Origin of the sequence: Pseudalkalibacillus hwajinpoensis, assembly GCF_039851965.1 — a bacterium.
In the GTDB taxonomy this organism is placed as follows: Bacteria; Bacillota; Bacilli; order Bacillales; family Guptibacillaceae; genus Guptibacillus; species Guptibacillus hwajinpoensis_E.
Genome location: NZ_CP156674.1, coordinates 417,145 through 434,655 on the forward strand (window position 1 = coordinate 417,145; position 17,511 = coordinate 434,655).

General features: G+C 42.9%; 16 protein-coding genes. All 16 read right to left on the reverse strand.

What is annotated here, in order from left to right; translation table 11 throughout:
* Positions 1-67: 67 nt before the first annotated feature.
* The 16 genes from ymfI to ABFG93_RS02170 all read right to left on the reverse strand — a co-directional run bounded on the left by ymfI (position 68) and on the right by ABFG93_RS02170 (position 17,409).
* On the reverse strand, positions 68-778 hold the full coding sequence (ymfI, locus tag ABFG93_RS02095) for an elongation factor P 5-aminopentanone reductase (protein ID WP_347550322.1): 711 nt from the start codon (positions 776-778) through the stop codon (positions 68-70).
* A 49-nt stretch (positions 779-827) separates the two neighbouring features.
* The gene (yfmH, locus tag ABFG93_RS02100) at positions 828-2,114 is read right to left on the reverse strand and encodes an EF-P 5-aminopentanol modification-associated protein YfmH (protein ID WP_347550323.1); all 1,287 of its coding nucleotides are present in this window, start codon (positions 2,112-2,114) and stop codon (positions 828-830) included.
* Between the two features lie 2 nt (positions 2,115-2,116).
* Positions 2,117-3,394, reverse strand: a complete 1,278-nt coding sequence (gene yfmF, locus ABFG93_RS02105; RefSeq protein ID WP_347550324.1) for an EF-P 5-aminopentanol modification-associated protein YfmF — start codon at positions 3,392-3,394, stop codon at positions 2,117-2,119.
* A gap of 210 nt (positions 3,395-3,604) precedes the next feature.
* Complete coding sequence (locus tag ABFG93_RS02110) at positions 3,605-4,567, reverse strand: ABC transporter permease (RefSeq protein WP_347550325.1); 963 nt, start codon at positions 4,565-4,567, stop codon at positions 3,605-3,607.
* Complete coding sequence (locus ABFG93_RS02115) at positions 4,567-5,625, reverse strand: ABC transporter permease (protein ID WP_347550326.1); 1,059 nt, start codon at positions 5,623-5,625, stop codon at positions 4,567-4,569. Before ABFG93_RS02115 ends, ABFG93_RS02110 begins: the two co-directional genes overlap by 1 nt.
* Positions 5,622-7,151, reverse strand: a complete 1,530-nt coding sequence (locus tag ABFG93_RS02120; protein WP_347550327.1) for an ABC transporter ATP-binding protein — start codon at positions 7,149-7,151, stop codon at positions 5,622-5,624. The genes ABFG93_RS02115 and ABFG93_RS02120 overlap by 4 nt, the downstream gene beginning before the upstream one ends.
* A gap of 129 nt (positions 7,152-7,280) precedes the next feature.
* Positions 7,281-8,378, reverse strand: a complete 1,098-nt coding sequence (locus ABFG93_RS02125) for a BMP family lipoprotein (RefSeq protein ID WP_347550328.1) — start codon at positions 8,376-8,378, stop codon at positions 7,281-7,283.
* A gap of 320 nt (positions 8,379-8,698) precedes the next feature.
* Positions 8,699-11,032: an FtsK/SpoIIIE family DNA translocase gene (locus ABFG93_RS02130; protein ID WP_347550329.1), complete on the reverse strand. Its 2,334-nt coding sequence runs from the start codon at positions 11,030-11,032 to the stop codon at positions 8,699-8,701.
* Between the two features lie 111 nt (positions 11,033-11,143).
* Positions 11,144-11,371, reverse strand: coding sequence for a YlzJ-like family protein (locus tag ABFG93_RS02135; protein ID WP_347550330.1), 228 nt, complete (start codon positions 11,369-11,371; stop codon positions 11,144-11,146).
* Positions 11,368-12,120, reverse strand: a complete 753-nt coding sequence (locus ABFG93_RS02140) for a ClpP family protease (protein ID WP_347550331.1) — start codon at positions 12,118-12,120, stop codon at positions 11,368-11,370. Before ABFG93_RS02140 ends, ABFG93_RS02135 begins: the two co-directional genes overlap by 4 nt.
* 108 nt (positions 12,121-12,228) lie before the next feature.
* Complete coding sequence (gene dapA, locus ABFG93_RS02145) at positions 12,229-13,095, reverse strand: 4-hydroxy-tetrahydrodipicolinate synthase (RefSeq protein ID WP_347550332.1); 867 nt, start codon at positions 13,093-13,095, stop codon at positions 12,229-12,231.
* A gap of 23 nt (positions 13,096-13,118) precedes the next feature.
* Entirely contained in the window at positions 13,119-14,369 is a 1,251-nt protein-coding gene (dapG, locus tag ABFG93_RS02150; RefSeq protein ID WP_347550333.1) for an aspartate kinase, read from the reverse strand.
* Between the two features lie 19 nt (positions 14,370-14,388).
* On the reverse strand, positions 14,389-15,435 hold the full coding sequence (gene asd / locus ABFG93_RS02155) for an aspartate-semialdehyde dehydrogenase (protein WP_347550334.1): 1,047 nt from the start codon (positions 15,433-15,435) through the stop codon (positions 14,389-14,391).
* Between the two features lie 133 nt (positions 15,436-15,568).
* Positions 15,569-16,162, reverse strand: coding sequence for a dipicolinate synthase subunit B (dpaB, locus tag ABFG93_RS02160; protein ID WP_347550335.1), 594 nt, complete (start codon positions 16,160-16,162; stop codon positions 15,569-15,571).
* Positions 16,159-17,061 (reverse strand): dipicolinic acid synthetase subunit A, encoded by a 903-nt coding sequence (gene dpaA / locus ABFG93_RS02165; protein WP_347550336.1) that lies wholly within the window; start codon positions 17,059-17,061, stop codon positions 16,159-16,161. The genes dpaB and dpaA overlap by 4 nt, the downstream gene beginning before the upstream one ends.
* A gap of 105 nt (positions 17,062-17,166) precedes the next feature.
* A complete protein-coding gene (locus ABFG93_RS02170; protein ID WP_347550337.1) occupies positions 17,167-17,409 on the reverse strand; it encodes a YlmC/YmxH family sporulation protein in 243 nt (80 codons plus the stop codon).
* Positions 17,410-17,511 lie beyond the last annotated feature (102 nt).

Here is a 17,511-nt window from a genome sequence, read left to right on the forward strand (position 1 = left end):
AGTCCCTCCTTTATCAAGTCATCACCTATATGATGTCACGAAGGGAATCACTTTATGCATTGATTTCTTACTGCCAGGCCCCATCAATTGAAATCACCTGGCCGCTTATGTATAACGCTTCATTAGAATCGAGAAATGAAATGAGTGATGCAACCTCACCCGGTTTACCTGGGCGCCCGAGTGGAATCTCATCGATTAGCACCTGCTCATCATCTCCTGTAATTTCCTCATTCATTGGAGTAGCAATGTAGCCAGGTGCAACTGCATTGACGCGAATTCCACTCGGACCAAGCTCTTTCGCAAGTCCTTTCACGAATGCATTTAAACCGCCTTTGACAGAGGAATACACGGCTTCACATGAAGCTCCAGTTAGACCGAATACTGATGATACCACAACAATCGACCCTTTTTTCTTTTGAACCATCTCTTTCGTGTAGTACCTTGCAAGCTTAATGGAAGATGTTAAATGAAGGCTAATCATGTCATCAATATCCTCTTCACTCATATCTGTTAATAATCCGATAAAGCTATTCCCGGCATTTAAAATAAGGGTGTCTATTGAAGGAACCTCAGACACAATTGCTCTAAAGCCACTTTTCTCTGTTAAATCAGCCTTTACCGGTGTTATGTTACCATCAGGATAATCGCGATGCAGCTTTGTAATAGAATCAATATTGGAATGGTAATGGGCGTAAACCTGATCTCCCTGCCTAAGATACCGTTCTGCCACAGCTAAACCAATGCCCCCGCTCGCGCCGGTTACCAAAATACGTTTCATTTCCAATCTCTCCCCCCCTTTATGGAAAAAAGCACCCGTATGGGTGCTTTTATGCCTTTGGAACAACCTGGCATACGGTAAATGATTCCTCTGCAAAGTGTTCTTTAACGGCCTCTTCAACATCCTTAGCCGTAAGTGACTCAAGCATAGGTACCACTTCAAATAAATCCATGTTGTTGAATTGGTAACGAGTAAACTGATTCGCAATAAATTCTGGAGAGTTCAATGCACGTAAGAAACTCCCTATTTTCTTCTTACGAATGCGTTCAAGCTTCGCTTCATCAACAGCATGATTTCGGAACGTTTGGATCATCTTGAATAGTCGATCAGCGAGTTCATCAGGAGAACTTGTATTGCTTCCAACCACCGAGAAGCCAAACTTTTCTTCTTCCGTAAAATCGTATGAAAAGCTCTGGTCGATTAATCCCTCATTATAGAGCGTTTCATAATTCTCGGAGCTTTGTCCAAACATTAAATCGAGCGCAAGATTAAGCGACAATTCATGTTTTAACAGGTCCTGACCCTGGCGTCCTGGATTTGGCTCTTTAAACCCAACAAGGCATTTGGCCACTTGAACAGACATTGGGAGAACCTTTTTCTTTTCAGCAACCGTTTTCGGCTCTTCATCAAAGAAACGTTCAATTGGTGGTTGATCCTGATATGATTTAGCCGCCTGATTTTTTTCTACGAAGGACATAATTTCATTTGGTTCTACTGCTCCAACTACAAATAAAACCATGTTTGAAGGATGGTAGAACGTATCATAACAAGTATAAAGTGACTCTTTTGTAATTTTGGCAATCGACTCTACCGTACCTGCAATGTCAATCTTCACCGGGTGATGATGGAACATGTTTTCAATGATTCCAAAATAAGCACGCCAGTCAGAATTGTCATTATACATCTCAATTTCCTGCCCGATAATGCCCTTTTCTTTCTCCACACTGCGGTCGCTAAAATAAGGATCCTGCACAAAATTAACAAGGGTTTCAAGATTCTTCATGACGTTCTGCGTTGTTGAGAACAAATAAGCAGTTCTTGTAAACGAGGTGAACGCATTGGATGATGCACCCTGTTTGCTAAAGTCCTGAAACACGTCACGGTCTTCTTTTTCAAACAGTTTATGCTCTAGAAAATGAGCGATGCCATCAGGTACCTGCACATTCTCTGACCCATTCAAAGGAATAAAATGATTATCGACTGAACCATATTTAGTTGTGAAAGTCGCGTAAGTTTTATTAAATCCTTTTTTAGGAAGAACATACACATCAAGACCATTGTCCATCGTCTGGTGATAAAGCGTTTCTTGTAGTTGATCAAATGGAATAGTTTTCATGATCAAGTCTCCTCCCCTTTTAAGAAATAAACTGTATCGAGCTTAATCCTCTCAGCTACCGCAAGGATCTGTTCTTTCGTAACCCCTTCAATGCCTTCAAGCCACTCCTCAATCGTACGAAGCTTACGAGAAACAACGCCATGGTATAGCAGTTCTACCATGCCTTTTGCATCGTCCACCGTTTCAAGCAGCTGATTTCGAATCATTGTTTTCGTTTGCTTCATTTCCTCTTCATTAAAATCACCATTTTGCATCGCAAGGAGCTGCTCTTTAATGATTTCAACAGTTTTGGAGTAATTTTTAAACTCAATTCCCGACATGACAATGATTAACCCTTTATGGCTTTCATATCTCGATGCAGCATAGTACGCAAGGCTCTCTTTTTCACGAACGTTTCGGAACAATTTCGAATGAGAAAATCCACCGAACATGCCGTTGAATACTTGAAGCGCATAGTATTCATCATCCACATATCCAATTCCAGAACGAAAGCCCATATGAAGTTTCCCCTGCTTGATTTCCTGCGTTTCCTGTACTTCCTTCTCTTCTATATCAAGCGACGCTTTTACGGTTGTTTCAGATTCCCTTGTGCTCCGTTCCTTGAAAGGAAAAAGCTCCTGCACAAGACCTTCTGTATCGATTCCTTCTAAATTACCGACAAAATAAAGATCAATTTCATCCTCTGCTGCTACCTGCTTATAATAGTCATAAAGCATTTGAGGTGTAATGTCATCGACGCGTTCAGCTTCTCCATATACGTGAAGCCCAAATGGTTCATCAGGAAACATTTCCTGCGTCAATCTCATGTTTGAATATCTCATTTTATCATCATAGATCGATTGAATCCGCTGCTTCATTGTGCGCTTCTCTTTCTCAACGATCGACGAATCAAAGCCTGAATCACCTTTTTTCGGGTTCATAACAACATCCGCAAGCAAACCAAGCACTTTCTTCATTAGAGGTTTGTCATCAGAAAGGAATTTCTCATTTGCGAAATCCATTCGAAACGTCATGATATGAAAATCTCCCTTTTTGGCAAGATCAACACCAAGCGTAGCACCATACAATTCCTCAAGCTCGGTTCTAATCGCCTTTGACGAAGGATACGTCCCCGTACCACTTTGTAGCACATAAGGCAAAAGTGCTCGCTTCGTAACCGTCTCTTTAGTTAACCGAGCCTTAAATTGCATCACGACCGTCGTCGTTTTATATTTATCCGTCTGGATCCTATGTAGCGTTAAACCACCGCACGAGGTCTTCTCATGAGGGATAATAGCCATTTACCTCACTCCTTTTCTCATCCATTAACTTCCATCAGAGGAAAGCCATACTTACCCCTTTATACCATAGTATGTCTAATAGTGTAAGCAATTAACACTTTTTAAAAGAAAAGCAGAGACGAGCGGTTAGAAACGGAGATATTGGAGCTCTCCCAGGAAACAACCTATCCAAAACAAAAAGCCCTCCGCTTCTGCGGAGAGCTCTCATTCCTATCGTTTTCCTTTTTCATACGGCTGTCCGATCGCTTTCGGTGCATCCGCTCTTCCCACAAGTCCAGCAAGCGCAAGAATAGTGAGAACATAAGGAGAGATAAGAAGATAAACTTCTGGAATTTCTTTTAAACCAGGAATTTGCTGGCCTGTAATACTAAGCGACTGAGCAAGACCGAAGAATAAGGCCGCGCCCATCGCACCAAGCGGATGCCATTTTCCAAAGATCATGGCCGCGAGCGCCATGAAGCCCTGACCAGAAATGGTCGCATGACTGAAGTTACCAGCGATTGACGTTGCATAAACAGCTCCACCAAGACCGGCAAATCCACCACTTAACATGACGGCGATGTAGCGCATTTTCGTTACGTTAATACCCATTGTATCTGCTGCCATCGGGTGTTCACCTACTGATCGGAGACGAAGACCAAATGGTGTTTTAAAGATCACCCACCATACGAAAATGGCAAGCGCAATCGCAATATAAGAAGTGTAGTAAGCACTTGAGAAAAACAGTGGTCCTATGAAAGGAATATCGCTTAGTAAAGGCACATCTGTTTTATAAATACGTTCTTGAATAATCGGTGTTTGACCTGCATCAAAGATCTTTTTCACAAGGAAGATGGCAAGTCCTGCTGCAAGGAAGTTAAGGGCAACACCACTAACAACCTGATCGGCCCTGAATGAAATACTCGCTACAGCATGGAGCAATGAGAAGAGCATACCAACGATAATCGCGATAATGAGTGAAAACCATGGAGAGGCCGCGCCCATCCCCCATTGTTCACCCAGAATCGTAAAGAGCGCACCTGTAAAAGCTCCCATCAACATAAGACCCTCAAGACCGATGTTAACAACACCTGACCGTTCACTGAATACGCCACCAAGCGCAGTGAAAATCAGGGGAGCTGCTGAAAAGATAGCCGCAGGAATAACGAGCTGAAGAATCTGCATGAAATCCATTAAATTTTCCCCCTTTTGTTCACCCTGTTGCTAATCCAGTGAATCAAATAGCTGGATGCGACAAAGAAAATAATCATCGCAATCACAATTTCAACAAGCTGGGTTGGTACCTGCGCCACAGATTGCATGTTCAGCGCACCAATTTTAAGTCCGCCAAACAGGGCTGAGGCAAAAACAACGCCAAGCGCACCATTCGCACCAAGAAGTGCAACAGCTATGCCGTCGAAGCCTACTCCAGTAAAGTCTGCCATAACTGTCATATAGCCATATGTGCCAAGACCCTCCATTGCACCAGCCGCACCGGCAAACGCTCCAGAAATAACCATCGAGAGGATAATGTTACGCTGTACGTTAATCCCCGCATACTCAGAAGCATATTTGTTAAATCCTACAGATCGAAGTTCGTAACCCATAGTCGTTTTCCAGAGCAAGAACCACATAATTATCGCTCCAATGATCGCAACTACAAAGCCGTAATGAAGGCGAGAAAAATCAGTTATCGACTCAAGAAACGCAGACTGAAGAGACGCCGATTCATTGATTTGATCGGTACGCTCTCCGGGAGCAAGCAAATAGGTTCGTATAATAGCATTAACTACATGTAGCGCAACATAGTTCATCATAATTGTCGTAATAACTTCATGTACATGGTATCTTGCTTTTAGAAATCCAGGTACAAATGCCCAAAGAGCTCCAGCGACTGCTGCTGCAATAACCGCCAATGGAATATGAACAATGGGACTCAACCCTTCGAATTGAAGACCGACATATACAGAAGCAAGCCATCCAACGAGAAGCTGCCCTTCCACTCCGATATTGAAAAGCCCTGTACGAAAAGCAAATGCCACTGCTAAACCTGAAAGAATGAGAGGTGTCATTTGACGTACGGTCTCACCAAGCACATAGGTGTTTGAAAAAATACCATTAAAAAGTGCCGCATAAGCTACAATCGGATTGTATCCACTTACGAGCATGATAATTCCGCCAACAAGCAATCCGAGCGCTACCGAAAGTAGCGGTACCCAGATGCCGGACCATTGCCCCTTTAAAAATGTCATGGTGTTTCACCAGCCTTTTCACGCTTTCCTCCAGCCATTAAAAGGCCAAGCTCCTGCTCTGTTGTCTCTTCAGGCTTCACAATCGCAACCATTTCACCTTCATATAACACCGCTATTCGATCGCTTACGGTCATAATTTCCTCGAGTTCAAATGAGATCAGGAGGACACCCTTTCCTTTATCACGTTCTTCAACCAATTTCGAGTGGATAAATTCAATCGCTCCAACATCAAGTCCACGGGTTGGCTGGGCTGCAATCAGGAGTTTAGGGCTACGATCAATTTCACGGGCAATAATCGCCTTTTGTTGATTTCCACCAGATAATGCTCGTGCCGGGGTTGCCTCACTTGGCGTACGAACATCGTACTCTTTAATAAGAGATTTTGCTTTTTCCATTATCGTAGAAAAGTTCAAAATACCATTTCTTGAGAAAGGCCTTTTATAATAGGTCTGAAGGACCATGTTTTCGCCAATAGAAAAATCCAATACAAGGCCATGCTTATGCCTGTCCTGTGGAATATGTCCAATACCGCCTTCGGTTACGCGACGCGGCTTCCAATTCGTAACATCTTTCCCGCTAAGCATGACGCTACCGGATTTTGATTTTCGGAGTCCAGTAATCGCTTCAATTAATTCAGATTGGCCATTACCATCTACACCAGCGATTCCAACAATTTCACCTGCACGGACTGTTAAATTCATTCCATTTACAGCAGGGACTTTTCTCGCATCCTCCACAATAAGGTTTTTAATCTCAAGCGTAATTGTTGTCGGCTCTGAAGGTTTTTTCTGAATGGAAAAGTTCACTTTGCGTCCAACCATCATTGATGCAAGTTCATCCTGGTTCGTATTCGCAACATCAACCGTGCCGATTCCTACGCCACGGCGTATTACCGTACAGCGATCACTTACTTCCATAATTTCCTTCAACTTGTGTGTAATTAAGATAATCGATTTACCTTCCGAAATCAGTTTTTTCATAATGATGATTAATTCTTTGATCTCTTGAGGTGTTAACACCGCAGTAGGTTCATCAAAAATCAATATGTCTGCACCGCGATAAAGGGTTTTTAAAATTTCGACTCTCTGTTGCATGCCAACAGAGATATCTTCAATTTTCGCATGTGGATCAACAGCCAAACCATATTGCTTCGAAATCGATTCGACTTCCCGAGCAGCCTTTTTAAGGTTAACCTGTCCTTTTGTGGTAGGTTCATTTCCAAGAATGATGTTTTCGGTTATAGTAAACTTTTCAACTAGCATAAAGTGTTGGTGCACCATTCCAATACCAAGCTCGTTCGCTATGTTCGGATCCGTGATGTTTACTTTTTTACCACGAACATGGATCTCACCCTGCTCTGGTTGATAAAGACCGAATAACACGTTCATCAGCGTTGATTTACCTGCACCATTTTCACCAAGCAGCGCATGAATCTCCCCTTTTTGCAGCTGGAGAGTAATGTTATCATTCGCGACAATACCTGGAAATTCCTTACGAATATTTCTCATTTCAATTACATACTCCATACAGATGTCACTCCCTTATCCAAAACATGAAACAAAGGCTAGTCTATGAAAATACTAGCCTTTGTTCGTATTTGGCTATAATGTAGGTGAGATTTCCTAAGCGTTAACTGCTCGGAAGCGGTTAGATGCTTATAGAGAGCCTTCGAATTCTTTGTATTCTTCGTCAGTACTTGGAACTTCCAATTCACCGCTCTGGATTTTCTCTTTATACTCTTCTACTTTTTGTAGTGCTTCTTCAGAGACGTTTTCTTGCGTTTCTGCAATACCTACGCCGTCTTCTTCAAGACCAAACTCAGTCACCTGTCCACCAGGGAAGTTTCCATCCATTGTTTGCTTGGACACTTCGATTACAGCTGTATCAACACGCTTCACCATTGAAGTAAGCGTTACGTTTTCCGGCATACCTTCTTCATGCTGGTCACGGTCTACACCAATAACCCAGACTTTTTCACCGTTTTTCGCACGGTTCTTCGCTTCTGTGAACACACCGTTACCTGTTCCTCCGGCAGCGTGATAGATGATATCTGCGCCTTTATCGTATAGAGTAACGGCAATTGCCTGTCCTTTTTCCGCAGCGTTAAAATCATCAGCATATTGTGTAAAGATCTCCGCATCAGGATTAACAGATTTAACCCCTGCTTTGAAGCCACTTTCGAACTTCTTGATCAGCTCAGAGTTAACCCCACCGATGAAGCCAACCTTGTTAGATTCAGACTGCATACCAGCAATGACACCAACAAGGAATGATCCCTGATGCTCTTTAAACGTAATACTAGCTACGTTTTCAAGTGGATCACCATCTTCGTTAACTGCTACGCTATCAACAAGTGCAAACTGGCTTTCGGGCTTTTGCTGAGCGATTGTTTGAATATCCTGCTGCATAAGGAAACCAATTCCGAAAATCAAATCATATTCTTCCCGGATTAGACCGGAAAGGTTCGGCTGGTAATCACTTGCTGCAGTTGATTGTACATATTTATAGCCTTTGTCTTCTTCAAGACCGTTATCTTTTCCAAACTGCTGAAGACCTTCCCATGCAGATTGGTTAAAGGATTTATCATCTACACCGCCTGTATCAGTTACCATCGCAACTTTAAAATCGCTGCCCTCACCTTCACTACTGCCGCCTCCAGAACTCTCGTTGTTTGCTTCATTTGATCCACAAGCAGACAAAAGCGTTCCGGCAGCTAATACAGCCGACAACATGAAACCATACTTCTTCTTCATTTTAATCCCCCTCAAATTTTTTAAACGCCACTACTCTCTCTTTCTCTCTACTCGAGCTGAGCTTTGTTTGGTTGCGTTTTCATGACTCATAAAAAAATAATGAGATCTATAATCGAGCCTGAAACACGCCTGAAATACTCTTGAAAAATAAGTCATATTTCGACAATAACTATACCATTTTAAGGGAAATAAAGAAATAGTTTTTTGAAAAAAAACTCGATTGCCAATATTTCTAATGGTAGCATTTCTTACACTAAATGCGGGGGGCCATATTTGGCTCTCACTAACTAACTGATCCGATCAAAAAAAAGAAGCGCATCCTAACTGGATTGCGCTTCTTCCTCTTTGGTTATTAACACTTCACGTGGCTTACTTCCTTCATAAGGACCTACGATGCCACGAGCTTCCATTGCATCAATCAGCCGTGCTGCTCTCGTATAGCCTATTCTAAATCTTCGCTGCAGCATGGACACGGATGCTGTTTGCATTTCGGTAATGAGCTGAACAGCGTCATCATATAAGTCATCATCTACTTCAGGCTGTTCTTCTTCCGGCTTATCTGTTGGGATCATCTCTTCCTGATACTGCGCTTTCTGCTGAGCAATAACGAAATCAACAAGCTCCTCTACCTCTTCATCAGATAGGAACGCACCCTGCACACGCTTTGGTTTATTCGCTCCAACAGGTAGGAATAGCATATCACCTTTACCAAGAAGCTTTTCAGCCCCACCCATATCAAGAATTGTTCTTGAATCGGTCATGGAAGAGACGCTGAATGCGATTCGAGAAGGTATATTGGCTTTAATGACACCTGTGATAACATCAACAGAAGGTCGCTGGGTCGCAATAATTAAATGAATCCCTGCTGCACGTGCCATTTGAGCGAGTCTCGTAATCGCATCTTCAACATCGCTTGAGGCAACCATCATTAAATCGGCTAACTCATCTACAATCACAACAATATAGGGCAGTGACGGTTGCTTTGCTTCAGATGTTTCATTTTGTTTTTTGATGTAATTGTTATATCCTTCAATATTTCGAGTACCTGTATGAGAAAAGAGCTCGTATCTTCGCTCCATTTCATTGACCACTTTTTTCAAAGCTTGAGATGCTTTCTTCGGATCTGTGACCACCGGGGCAAGAAGATGTGGGATCCCGTTATACACATTCAATTCTACCATCTTCGGGTCAATCATCATCATTTTTACTTCATGCGGCTTCGCTTTCATCATAATACTAGTAATGATGCCATTGATGCAGACACTTTTCCCGCTTCCTGTCGCTCCGGCAACTAGTAAATGGGGCATTTTTGAGAGGTCTGATACAACTGCTTCACCGGAAATGTCTCTCCCAAATCCAATCGCCACTTTCGATTCATGCGACTGATATTCTTTGGATTCAAGAACTTCTCTCAACGTGACCATCGCGACTTCCGAATTTGGAACTTCAATTCCAATCGCTGACTTCCCTGGAATAGGAGCTTCAATTCGTAAATCTCTTGCAGCTAAAGCAAGTGCAAGATCATCTGTCAGGTTCACAATTTTACTAACCTTTACGCCAGTATCTGGGTAAACCTCGTACTTCGTTACGGCTGGCCCGAGATGAACTTTCATAACTTTTGCCTTTACTCCAAAGCTTTCAAATGTCTTCTCAAGCTTTCTCGCATTCGCTGAAATTTGTTGGCGCTCCTTATCCTGAGACACCTTTTTGGGTGGCTGAAGCAGAGAAAGGGACGGCAGGCGATAATCTTTGTTTTCAAGCTCGCCTACGGTTAGAGATTGCATTGGTGTCGCATCAGTTGTTTCGGTACCCTGTTCACTCGTTTTCTCTGATACTTTTTGAGTCGGAGCTTCTGGCTCTGTTTGATAAGCACTTTCTGTAAATGTTCGAATTTCAGGCTCAAAAGGAGCTTCCTCATCCTGACTCTCCTGCGGAACCTCGTACGTCTCCGTCTCCTCGAGCGATTCTTCTTGTTCTCTTAAGGCTGCGCGCTGCTCCCTCTTTTCTCTTCTGGCATTTCTGCTTTCGGATAAAAGAGATCTCGCTTCGTCGTATGTGTTCACAACAAAGCCCTTGATCCATCCGCCTATTTTCAGTAAAACATCGCTGAACGATTTACCAGTAATCAGAACGAAGGAAAGAAGAATTAAGAGAAACGCCATTAACTGTGTGCCTGTCGCATCAAACAGTCGATAACTAAATGCAAAGAGTAGTGCACCGATCATTCCCCCACCAAGCGGGCTAGATTCAGTTGGGTCACTAACATCCATTCGGAAGAGTTCGTATGTATTTGCGATAACCGATGGACTTCCCCATTCACCCTGTCGTGATAACGTCTCAAATAACCCAACATGACTTAATAATAAGAATGAAATACCTAATAAATAGAATCCTGCTAACCTTCTCGTCCAAAATGGCGGCAGTTTTCGCATCACAATTAAATAACCGGCGAAAAGAACGAGTCCAGCTATAATAAGCCCATACCATTCACCGGCAAAAAACCGAAACATATGATAAAATGCTCGTCCGACTACTCCCATTTTCAAAACACCTAAAACAGTAAATGCCAGAACGGTCAGACCAATAAATTCACTTTTGACTTGGGATTGCCAGGCCTGTTTCTTTGTTGACTTCCTTCGCTTTCGTTTTGCCATACTCTCACCTCTATACAAGCCATAGGTGGTGACAAAAAGCAGCCATCTCCGGCTGCTTTTTGTCACCAATCTATTCCTAGTATACCACATCTTGCCGTGGTGCTATAGGCTCTATTTCATGGGAGAAGTTGAGAGTGTTAACATTTGACCGGGCTGTGTACTCTCATTTAAATAGTCCTGAGGATTAGTGCTTAACACCTGGACCACCCTGCACTCTGTCAATGATGTTCGTTCAACGAGAAGCTGAACGCCGTTCCATTCGATGATCTTTTGCTGTTCATAAGCCGTTTGATCAGTTGGAAAGACGGCCTCGTGTGGAAGGATGGTATATAAAATCATTGCACAAGATCTCCTTCCTGTTTACCTTTGTATTCTTCGATCAGTTCGTTAAGCTTTCTCATTGCCGGTCCAACTGCACCAACTTCATCAATCAGTCCATAGCTTACCGCATCTTCCCCTACAACATTCGTCCCAATATCTCTTGTCAAGTTACCTCTTGAAAACATGAGTTCTTTAAACTTTTCTTCAGAAATATTTGAATGTCGTGTCACAAAGCTCACGACCCGCTCCTGCATTTTATCAAGATACTCAAAAGTTTGTGGAACGCCAATGACAAGCCCTGTAAGACGTACTGGATGGATCGTCATAGTTGCTGTTTCCGCGACAAAAGAATGATTTGCGGCAACGGCAATGGGTACGCCAATTGAATGTCCACCGCCAAGAACGATCGAGACTGATGGTTTAGAAAGTGACGCAATCATTTCCGATATCGCAAGACCCGCCTCAACGTCTCCACCGACTGTATTTAAAAGAATAAGGACTCCTTCAATTTTGGGGTTTTGCTCTATCGCCACAATTTGTGGAATCAGATGCTCATACTTTGTTGTTTTATTCTGAGGTGGTAGCTGAACATGTCCTTCGATTTGACCGATAATTGTCAAACAGTGAATGTTTGATTGATCCATGCTTGGTACATTTGTTTGGCCAAGCTGCTGAATTTTATCAACAAGCGATGATTTCTGATCATCCTTCTTCGGGTCTTGCTCGTGACCCTGATTATCATTTTGATTGTACTGTGCATTGTTCATACTAATGACCCCTTCCTTACTCTGGTAATAGTAGTATGAACGATACACAGTTTAACCATTCACACGAAAAAAACGGACGCCAGTGGCATCCGTTTTCGCTATTCGTTTTTACTTATTTAATGCATTAACTAATGAAGCGCGTTCTTCAGCAGTTAGTGGAATCATCGGTAGACGGACACTTCCAACATCCATCCCTTTAAGTTGAAGTGCTGTTTTCACTGGAGAAGGGCTTGGTGCTTTAAATAGCTCATTCATAATCGGTAAAATCTGATGATGAATAGCTGCTGCTTCTTTCACTTTTCCTTCTTCGTAAGCAGCAATCATCTCCTGCAACTCGTTACCAAGAATGTGAGAAGCAACTGAAATCACGCCATCTCCACCGATTGACATGACGGGCAGTGTTAATCCGTCATCACCACTATAGAGTGTAAAGGAGTCATCCGTACGACTAATGATCTCAGTCATCTGATCAAGGTCCCCACTCGCCTCTTTAACTGAAACGATGTTGCTAATTTTTGAAAGCTCAACAATCGTATCAGCCGTCATATTAACGACCGAACGACCAGGAATGTTATAGATCATTACCGGAAGCTTTGTAGAATCTGCGATCGCTTTGTAATGCTCATAAAGACCCTTCTGGCCAGGCTTACTATAGTACGGTGCGACGATCATGATCGCATCCACGCCAGTCGCTTCTGCCTTTTTGGTAAGCTCGATCGAACCGTGCGTGTTGTTACTACCAGTTCCAGCTATGATCGGTACTCTGCCATCAGCTATTTTTACTGAATGCTTGAAGAGTGCCACTTTTTCTTCAGAAGTTAATGTTGGCGACTCACCAGTTGTACCTGCTACGACAAGTCCATCAGAACCGTTATTTAATAAGTAGTTTATTAATTGCTCTGTTTTTGCAAAATCAATATACCCTTTACGGTCAAAGGGAGTAACCATTGCTGATAGTACTTTACCAAAATTCATTTCTTTCACTCCTTGCCTTCAGCTTACAGTTGATTCATCTGCTCTATCTCCTGGCCTGGTTCCAGGTGTAAATTAAACGTTTCATGCAGAGCGTTGACAGCTGCTGAAAGGTCATGCTTCCTTACAAGGACCCAGATTGTTGTATGAGAATCGGCCGACTGAAGTATATCTATGTTTTGTTTTGCGAGTGACTCCACTATCTTTGCAGTTACGCCAGGAACACCACTCATCCCGGCCCCAACAGCAGATACTTTCGCACAGTTTTCAATGATTTCGGGGTCATAACCCATCTCTGTTAAGGTCGCAACCGCTCGTTCGGTCATTTCTTCCATAACCGTGTAAACGACGCCAGTTAGACTAATATTGATAAAATCTACGCTAATGCCTTCACGAGCCATTGCTTTGAAAACACGCGATTGCAGGTCATATTGTCCCTCTTTCGCGTATACTTTAATCTGGGTGACGCCACTAACATGGGCAATACCCGTTATTAGCCGATCAATAACCTGTTCCCCCGTTATTTTCCCTGTTGCAGAAGTAACCAGCGTCCCAGTGGAGGACGAATACGTTGATCGGATCCGCATTGGGATTTTTGCCTGCATGGCGATCTCAACTGCACGCGGATGAATCACTTTCGCACCTTGATAGGCCATATTGCAAACTTCGTTATATGTCACGATTGAAAGCGGGCGGGCTTTCTCCACTAGTCTCGGATCGGCAGTCATGATGCCTTCTACATCTGTGAAAATATCAACCCACTCAGCAGGAAGTGCCGCTCCGAGTGCCGCGGCTGATGTATCACTGCCCCCACGACCGAGTGTCGTTACGTCGCCGTCTTTTGTAACGCCCTGAAATCCTGTTACGACTACGACATCCATCAATTTTAATTCATCAATAAGACGCTCAGACTTCATCTCAAGAATTCTCGCTTTGCTATGCTCAGCAGTTGTCATAAAACCAGCCTGACCGCCTGTATATGCCGTTGCTTTGAGCCCATGTTCGAGAAGTAAATTCGAAAACACGACTGAAGAAATACTTTCCCCACAAGAAACGAGTAAGTCGTATTCCCTTGACGTGACTTTACGGTCTCTGTCGCCAATTAGCCCGAGAAGTGTATCCGTCGCATACGGATCGCCTTTACGACCCATTGCTGACACTACGACCACTACTTTATATCCATCGCTAACTGCTTCTTTAATATGGTTAACAGCTCTCAGTCTGCCGTCTTCACTCTTTAATGAAGTGCCGCCAAACTTCTGCACGATGACTTTCATTCAGAACACCTTCTTATGTCTATTTCAAAATATTAAGGGCTGCCAGACTTTCAGCAATTTGAACAGAATTCCACGCTGCCCCCTTCAGTAGATTATCAGAGACAATCCACATATGGAAGCCATTTTTTTGATTAAGATCTTTTCGGATACGACCCACAAAAACATCTGACTTTCCAACTGCATCAAGTGGCATCGGATAAACTTGATTGTAAGGGTCATCTTTTAACGTGACACCTGGCGCATTTTTCATTAATTCTTTTACATCTTCCACTGTTACATCATCGCTGCCAATTTCAACGTAAACGGATTCAGCATGACCGGTTTCAATTGGTAGACGTACACATGTCGCAGCTACTTGCAGCTCGGCATCGTGCATGATTTTCTTCGTTTCATTTATCATTTTCATTTCTTCAAATGTAAATCCGTTTTCTTCAAACACATCAATTTGAGGAATAGCATTGAACGCAATTGGATAATGATTCTTTGCACCTTTCACGGGAAGCATTTGAGGTGTGTATGCTTCACCATTCAAAACTGCCTGTGATTGCTCTTTCATCTCAGTAACCGCATTTGCACCTGCACCTGATACTGCCTGGTAAGTAGAAACAATGATTTTATTAAGACCATATGCCTGCTTCAGCGGCTCAAGAGCTGCTACCATCTGGATCGTTGAGCAATTAGGATTCGCAATAACGCCTTTATGATCGTTAAGGTCACCTTCGTTCACTTCTGGCACAACGAGTGGTACTTCAGGATCCATACGAAACGCACTGGTATTATCTACCACAATCGCACCGTGTCGAACGGCTTCAGGTGCCAGTTGTTTCGAAACGCTTCCCCCGGCACTAAACAAAGCAAGCTGCACCCCATCAAACGCTTCAGGTACTGCTTCCTTCACTGTTAATTCTTGACCCTTGAACATCACTTTTTTTCCCGCTGAACGTGATGATGAAAGGAGCGTTAAAGTAGATATCGGAAAATTACGTTCCTCTAGTGTTTTAATCATTTGTTCTCCGACTGCACCCGTTGCTCCAACTACTGCTACATGATATTGTTTTCCGCTCATTATATTATTCTCCTCCCATATTCCATTCAAAACACATCACAACAGAAGGAGAAACCGATGTTTCTCCCCATTCCTGGTGATTTTATTCTCTATTTTATCATAAACCTGTTTTAAAGAAAGAAAAATCAATTGGTTAATCTAAATACCGTTCGACAATTACAGGCTGGAGCTGTTTTCCCAAAATCGCTTTTTCGATTGTTTCTCTTAAGGAAGGCATCCGTGCTACGAGAGAATTTGGCTTTTTAATTGGGTCATCCTGCCCGAACGGAATAAAGTAAATGTTCTTCGTTGCCATTAACCTTAATATATTCGTGCCATTCAACCCGAGTCCGTCGTTAGTTGAAATTCCGAGAACAACCGGTTTCTCATTTCGGAGTGTTGCTTTTGCGCCCATTAAAACGGGGGAATCAGTCATCGCATTTGCGAACTTGCTAATTGAATTTCCGGTAATTGGAGCAATCACCATGCAATCGAGAGGTGTCTTCGGTCCGAATGGCTCTGCTTTTACAATTGAATTAACAGCAGCATGACCAGTAATTTCCTCAATGCGAGCTACCCAGTCTTCTCCATCACCAAATCTGGTATTTGTATTTGACACAGTGTGTGAGACAAATGGGGTGACTGTGGCTCCTAATTGCACGAGTTCTTCAATCTGAGGTACAACTGCATCATACGTACAGTGAGAACCCGTTAGTCCAAAGCCAATATGCTTTCCTTTTAAACTCATGGATTGTTCTCCTTTCCATTCTGTGACTGTTCAATTAGCAGCTGAGTCAAGACGTTGGCAATAATTTTCCCCGCAGTCTTCGGTGCGACAATTCCAGGCAGCCCAGGTGCTAAAAGGGCCTTAATTCCCCGTTTTTCTGCATAGCGAAAGTCGGTTCCACCTGGCTTTGAAGCAAGATCAATGACGAGTGTATGGGAGGGCATTTTTGCGATAACAGAAGATGTCACAACCTGAGCTGGAATTGTATTAATGCATACGTCCACATCTGATACTTGATTTACAAGATCCGATAAATGAAACGGCTTTAATCCCATCTCCGTTATTCTCGCGATATGCTCGGGCTTTCTTGCTCCCACGCTTACATTGGCCCCGAGCGCATCAAATGTGCGCGCAACAGACATGCCGACACGGCCAAGTCCGAGCACGGCTATATTTGATTGATGTATCGTAATATCGGTATGTTGAATAACCATCATGACAGTTCCTTCTACAGTCGGGATGGAATTATAAATGGCAACATCGTCTCGTTCAAATAAACGAACAAGCGTTCTTGATGCTTCCTTAACCATTCCATTTAAACAGCTGTTGCTAATTCCACTATAGACCGTACAATGGGAAGGAGTTTGTTTTAACTGGTCTGCTGTTAACATTACATTTTCCGTTGAAAATATCGTTTCGACTTCGCCCTGTAGTGTCATTCCGCTAACAGGAAGTATAATTGCGTCAAGTGTATTAAGCTGCACATCATCGATCGCGCACTTTGTGGCACCAGTAAAACCATGATCAAGCTGATCAAAACCAATTAGATACAAATCTGCATTCAGTTCAGTCAACTTTCGAATAATTTCAAGCTGGCGGGCATCACCGCCAATAACAGCGATATGTTGATTTGTTAGCATCGTTCCTCCCCTTTCCTTTTCCACGTCTTACTACGGGGATTATTGTAATTTCTCAACATTCTATGTGGTGAATGCACGCTTGGTGAATTTAGAATCTCCCCAGATTTACCCCTTTTTTTGATTTTGAACGATAATCATATCCCTTCCAATTGTTTCGATATGATCCCACGGAATTGAGATTTCCTGATCCCTGCGCTTCAACCCCATCCAGGAGGATTGTGGAATAATCAAGGCCTTTAGTAGGCCTGTCTTTTCGTCAAATAACAGATCGGTTTGTCCAAGGACACCGAGTTTTTGTCCTTTTTCAATATCAATAAGTTCTTTTCCGCTCAGTTGACTCAATCTCATGAATTTTCCTCCTTCTAAACTTTTTTCATATCATAGTGTATGAAATAGAATCTGATGGAAGACATGATTTATCCAAAACAAAAACCCGCCTCTTTGGGCGGG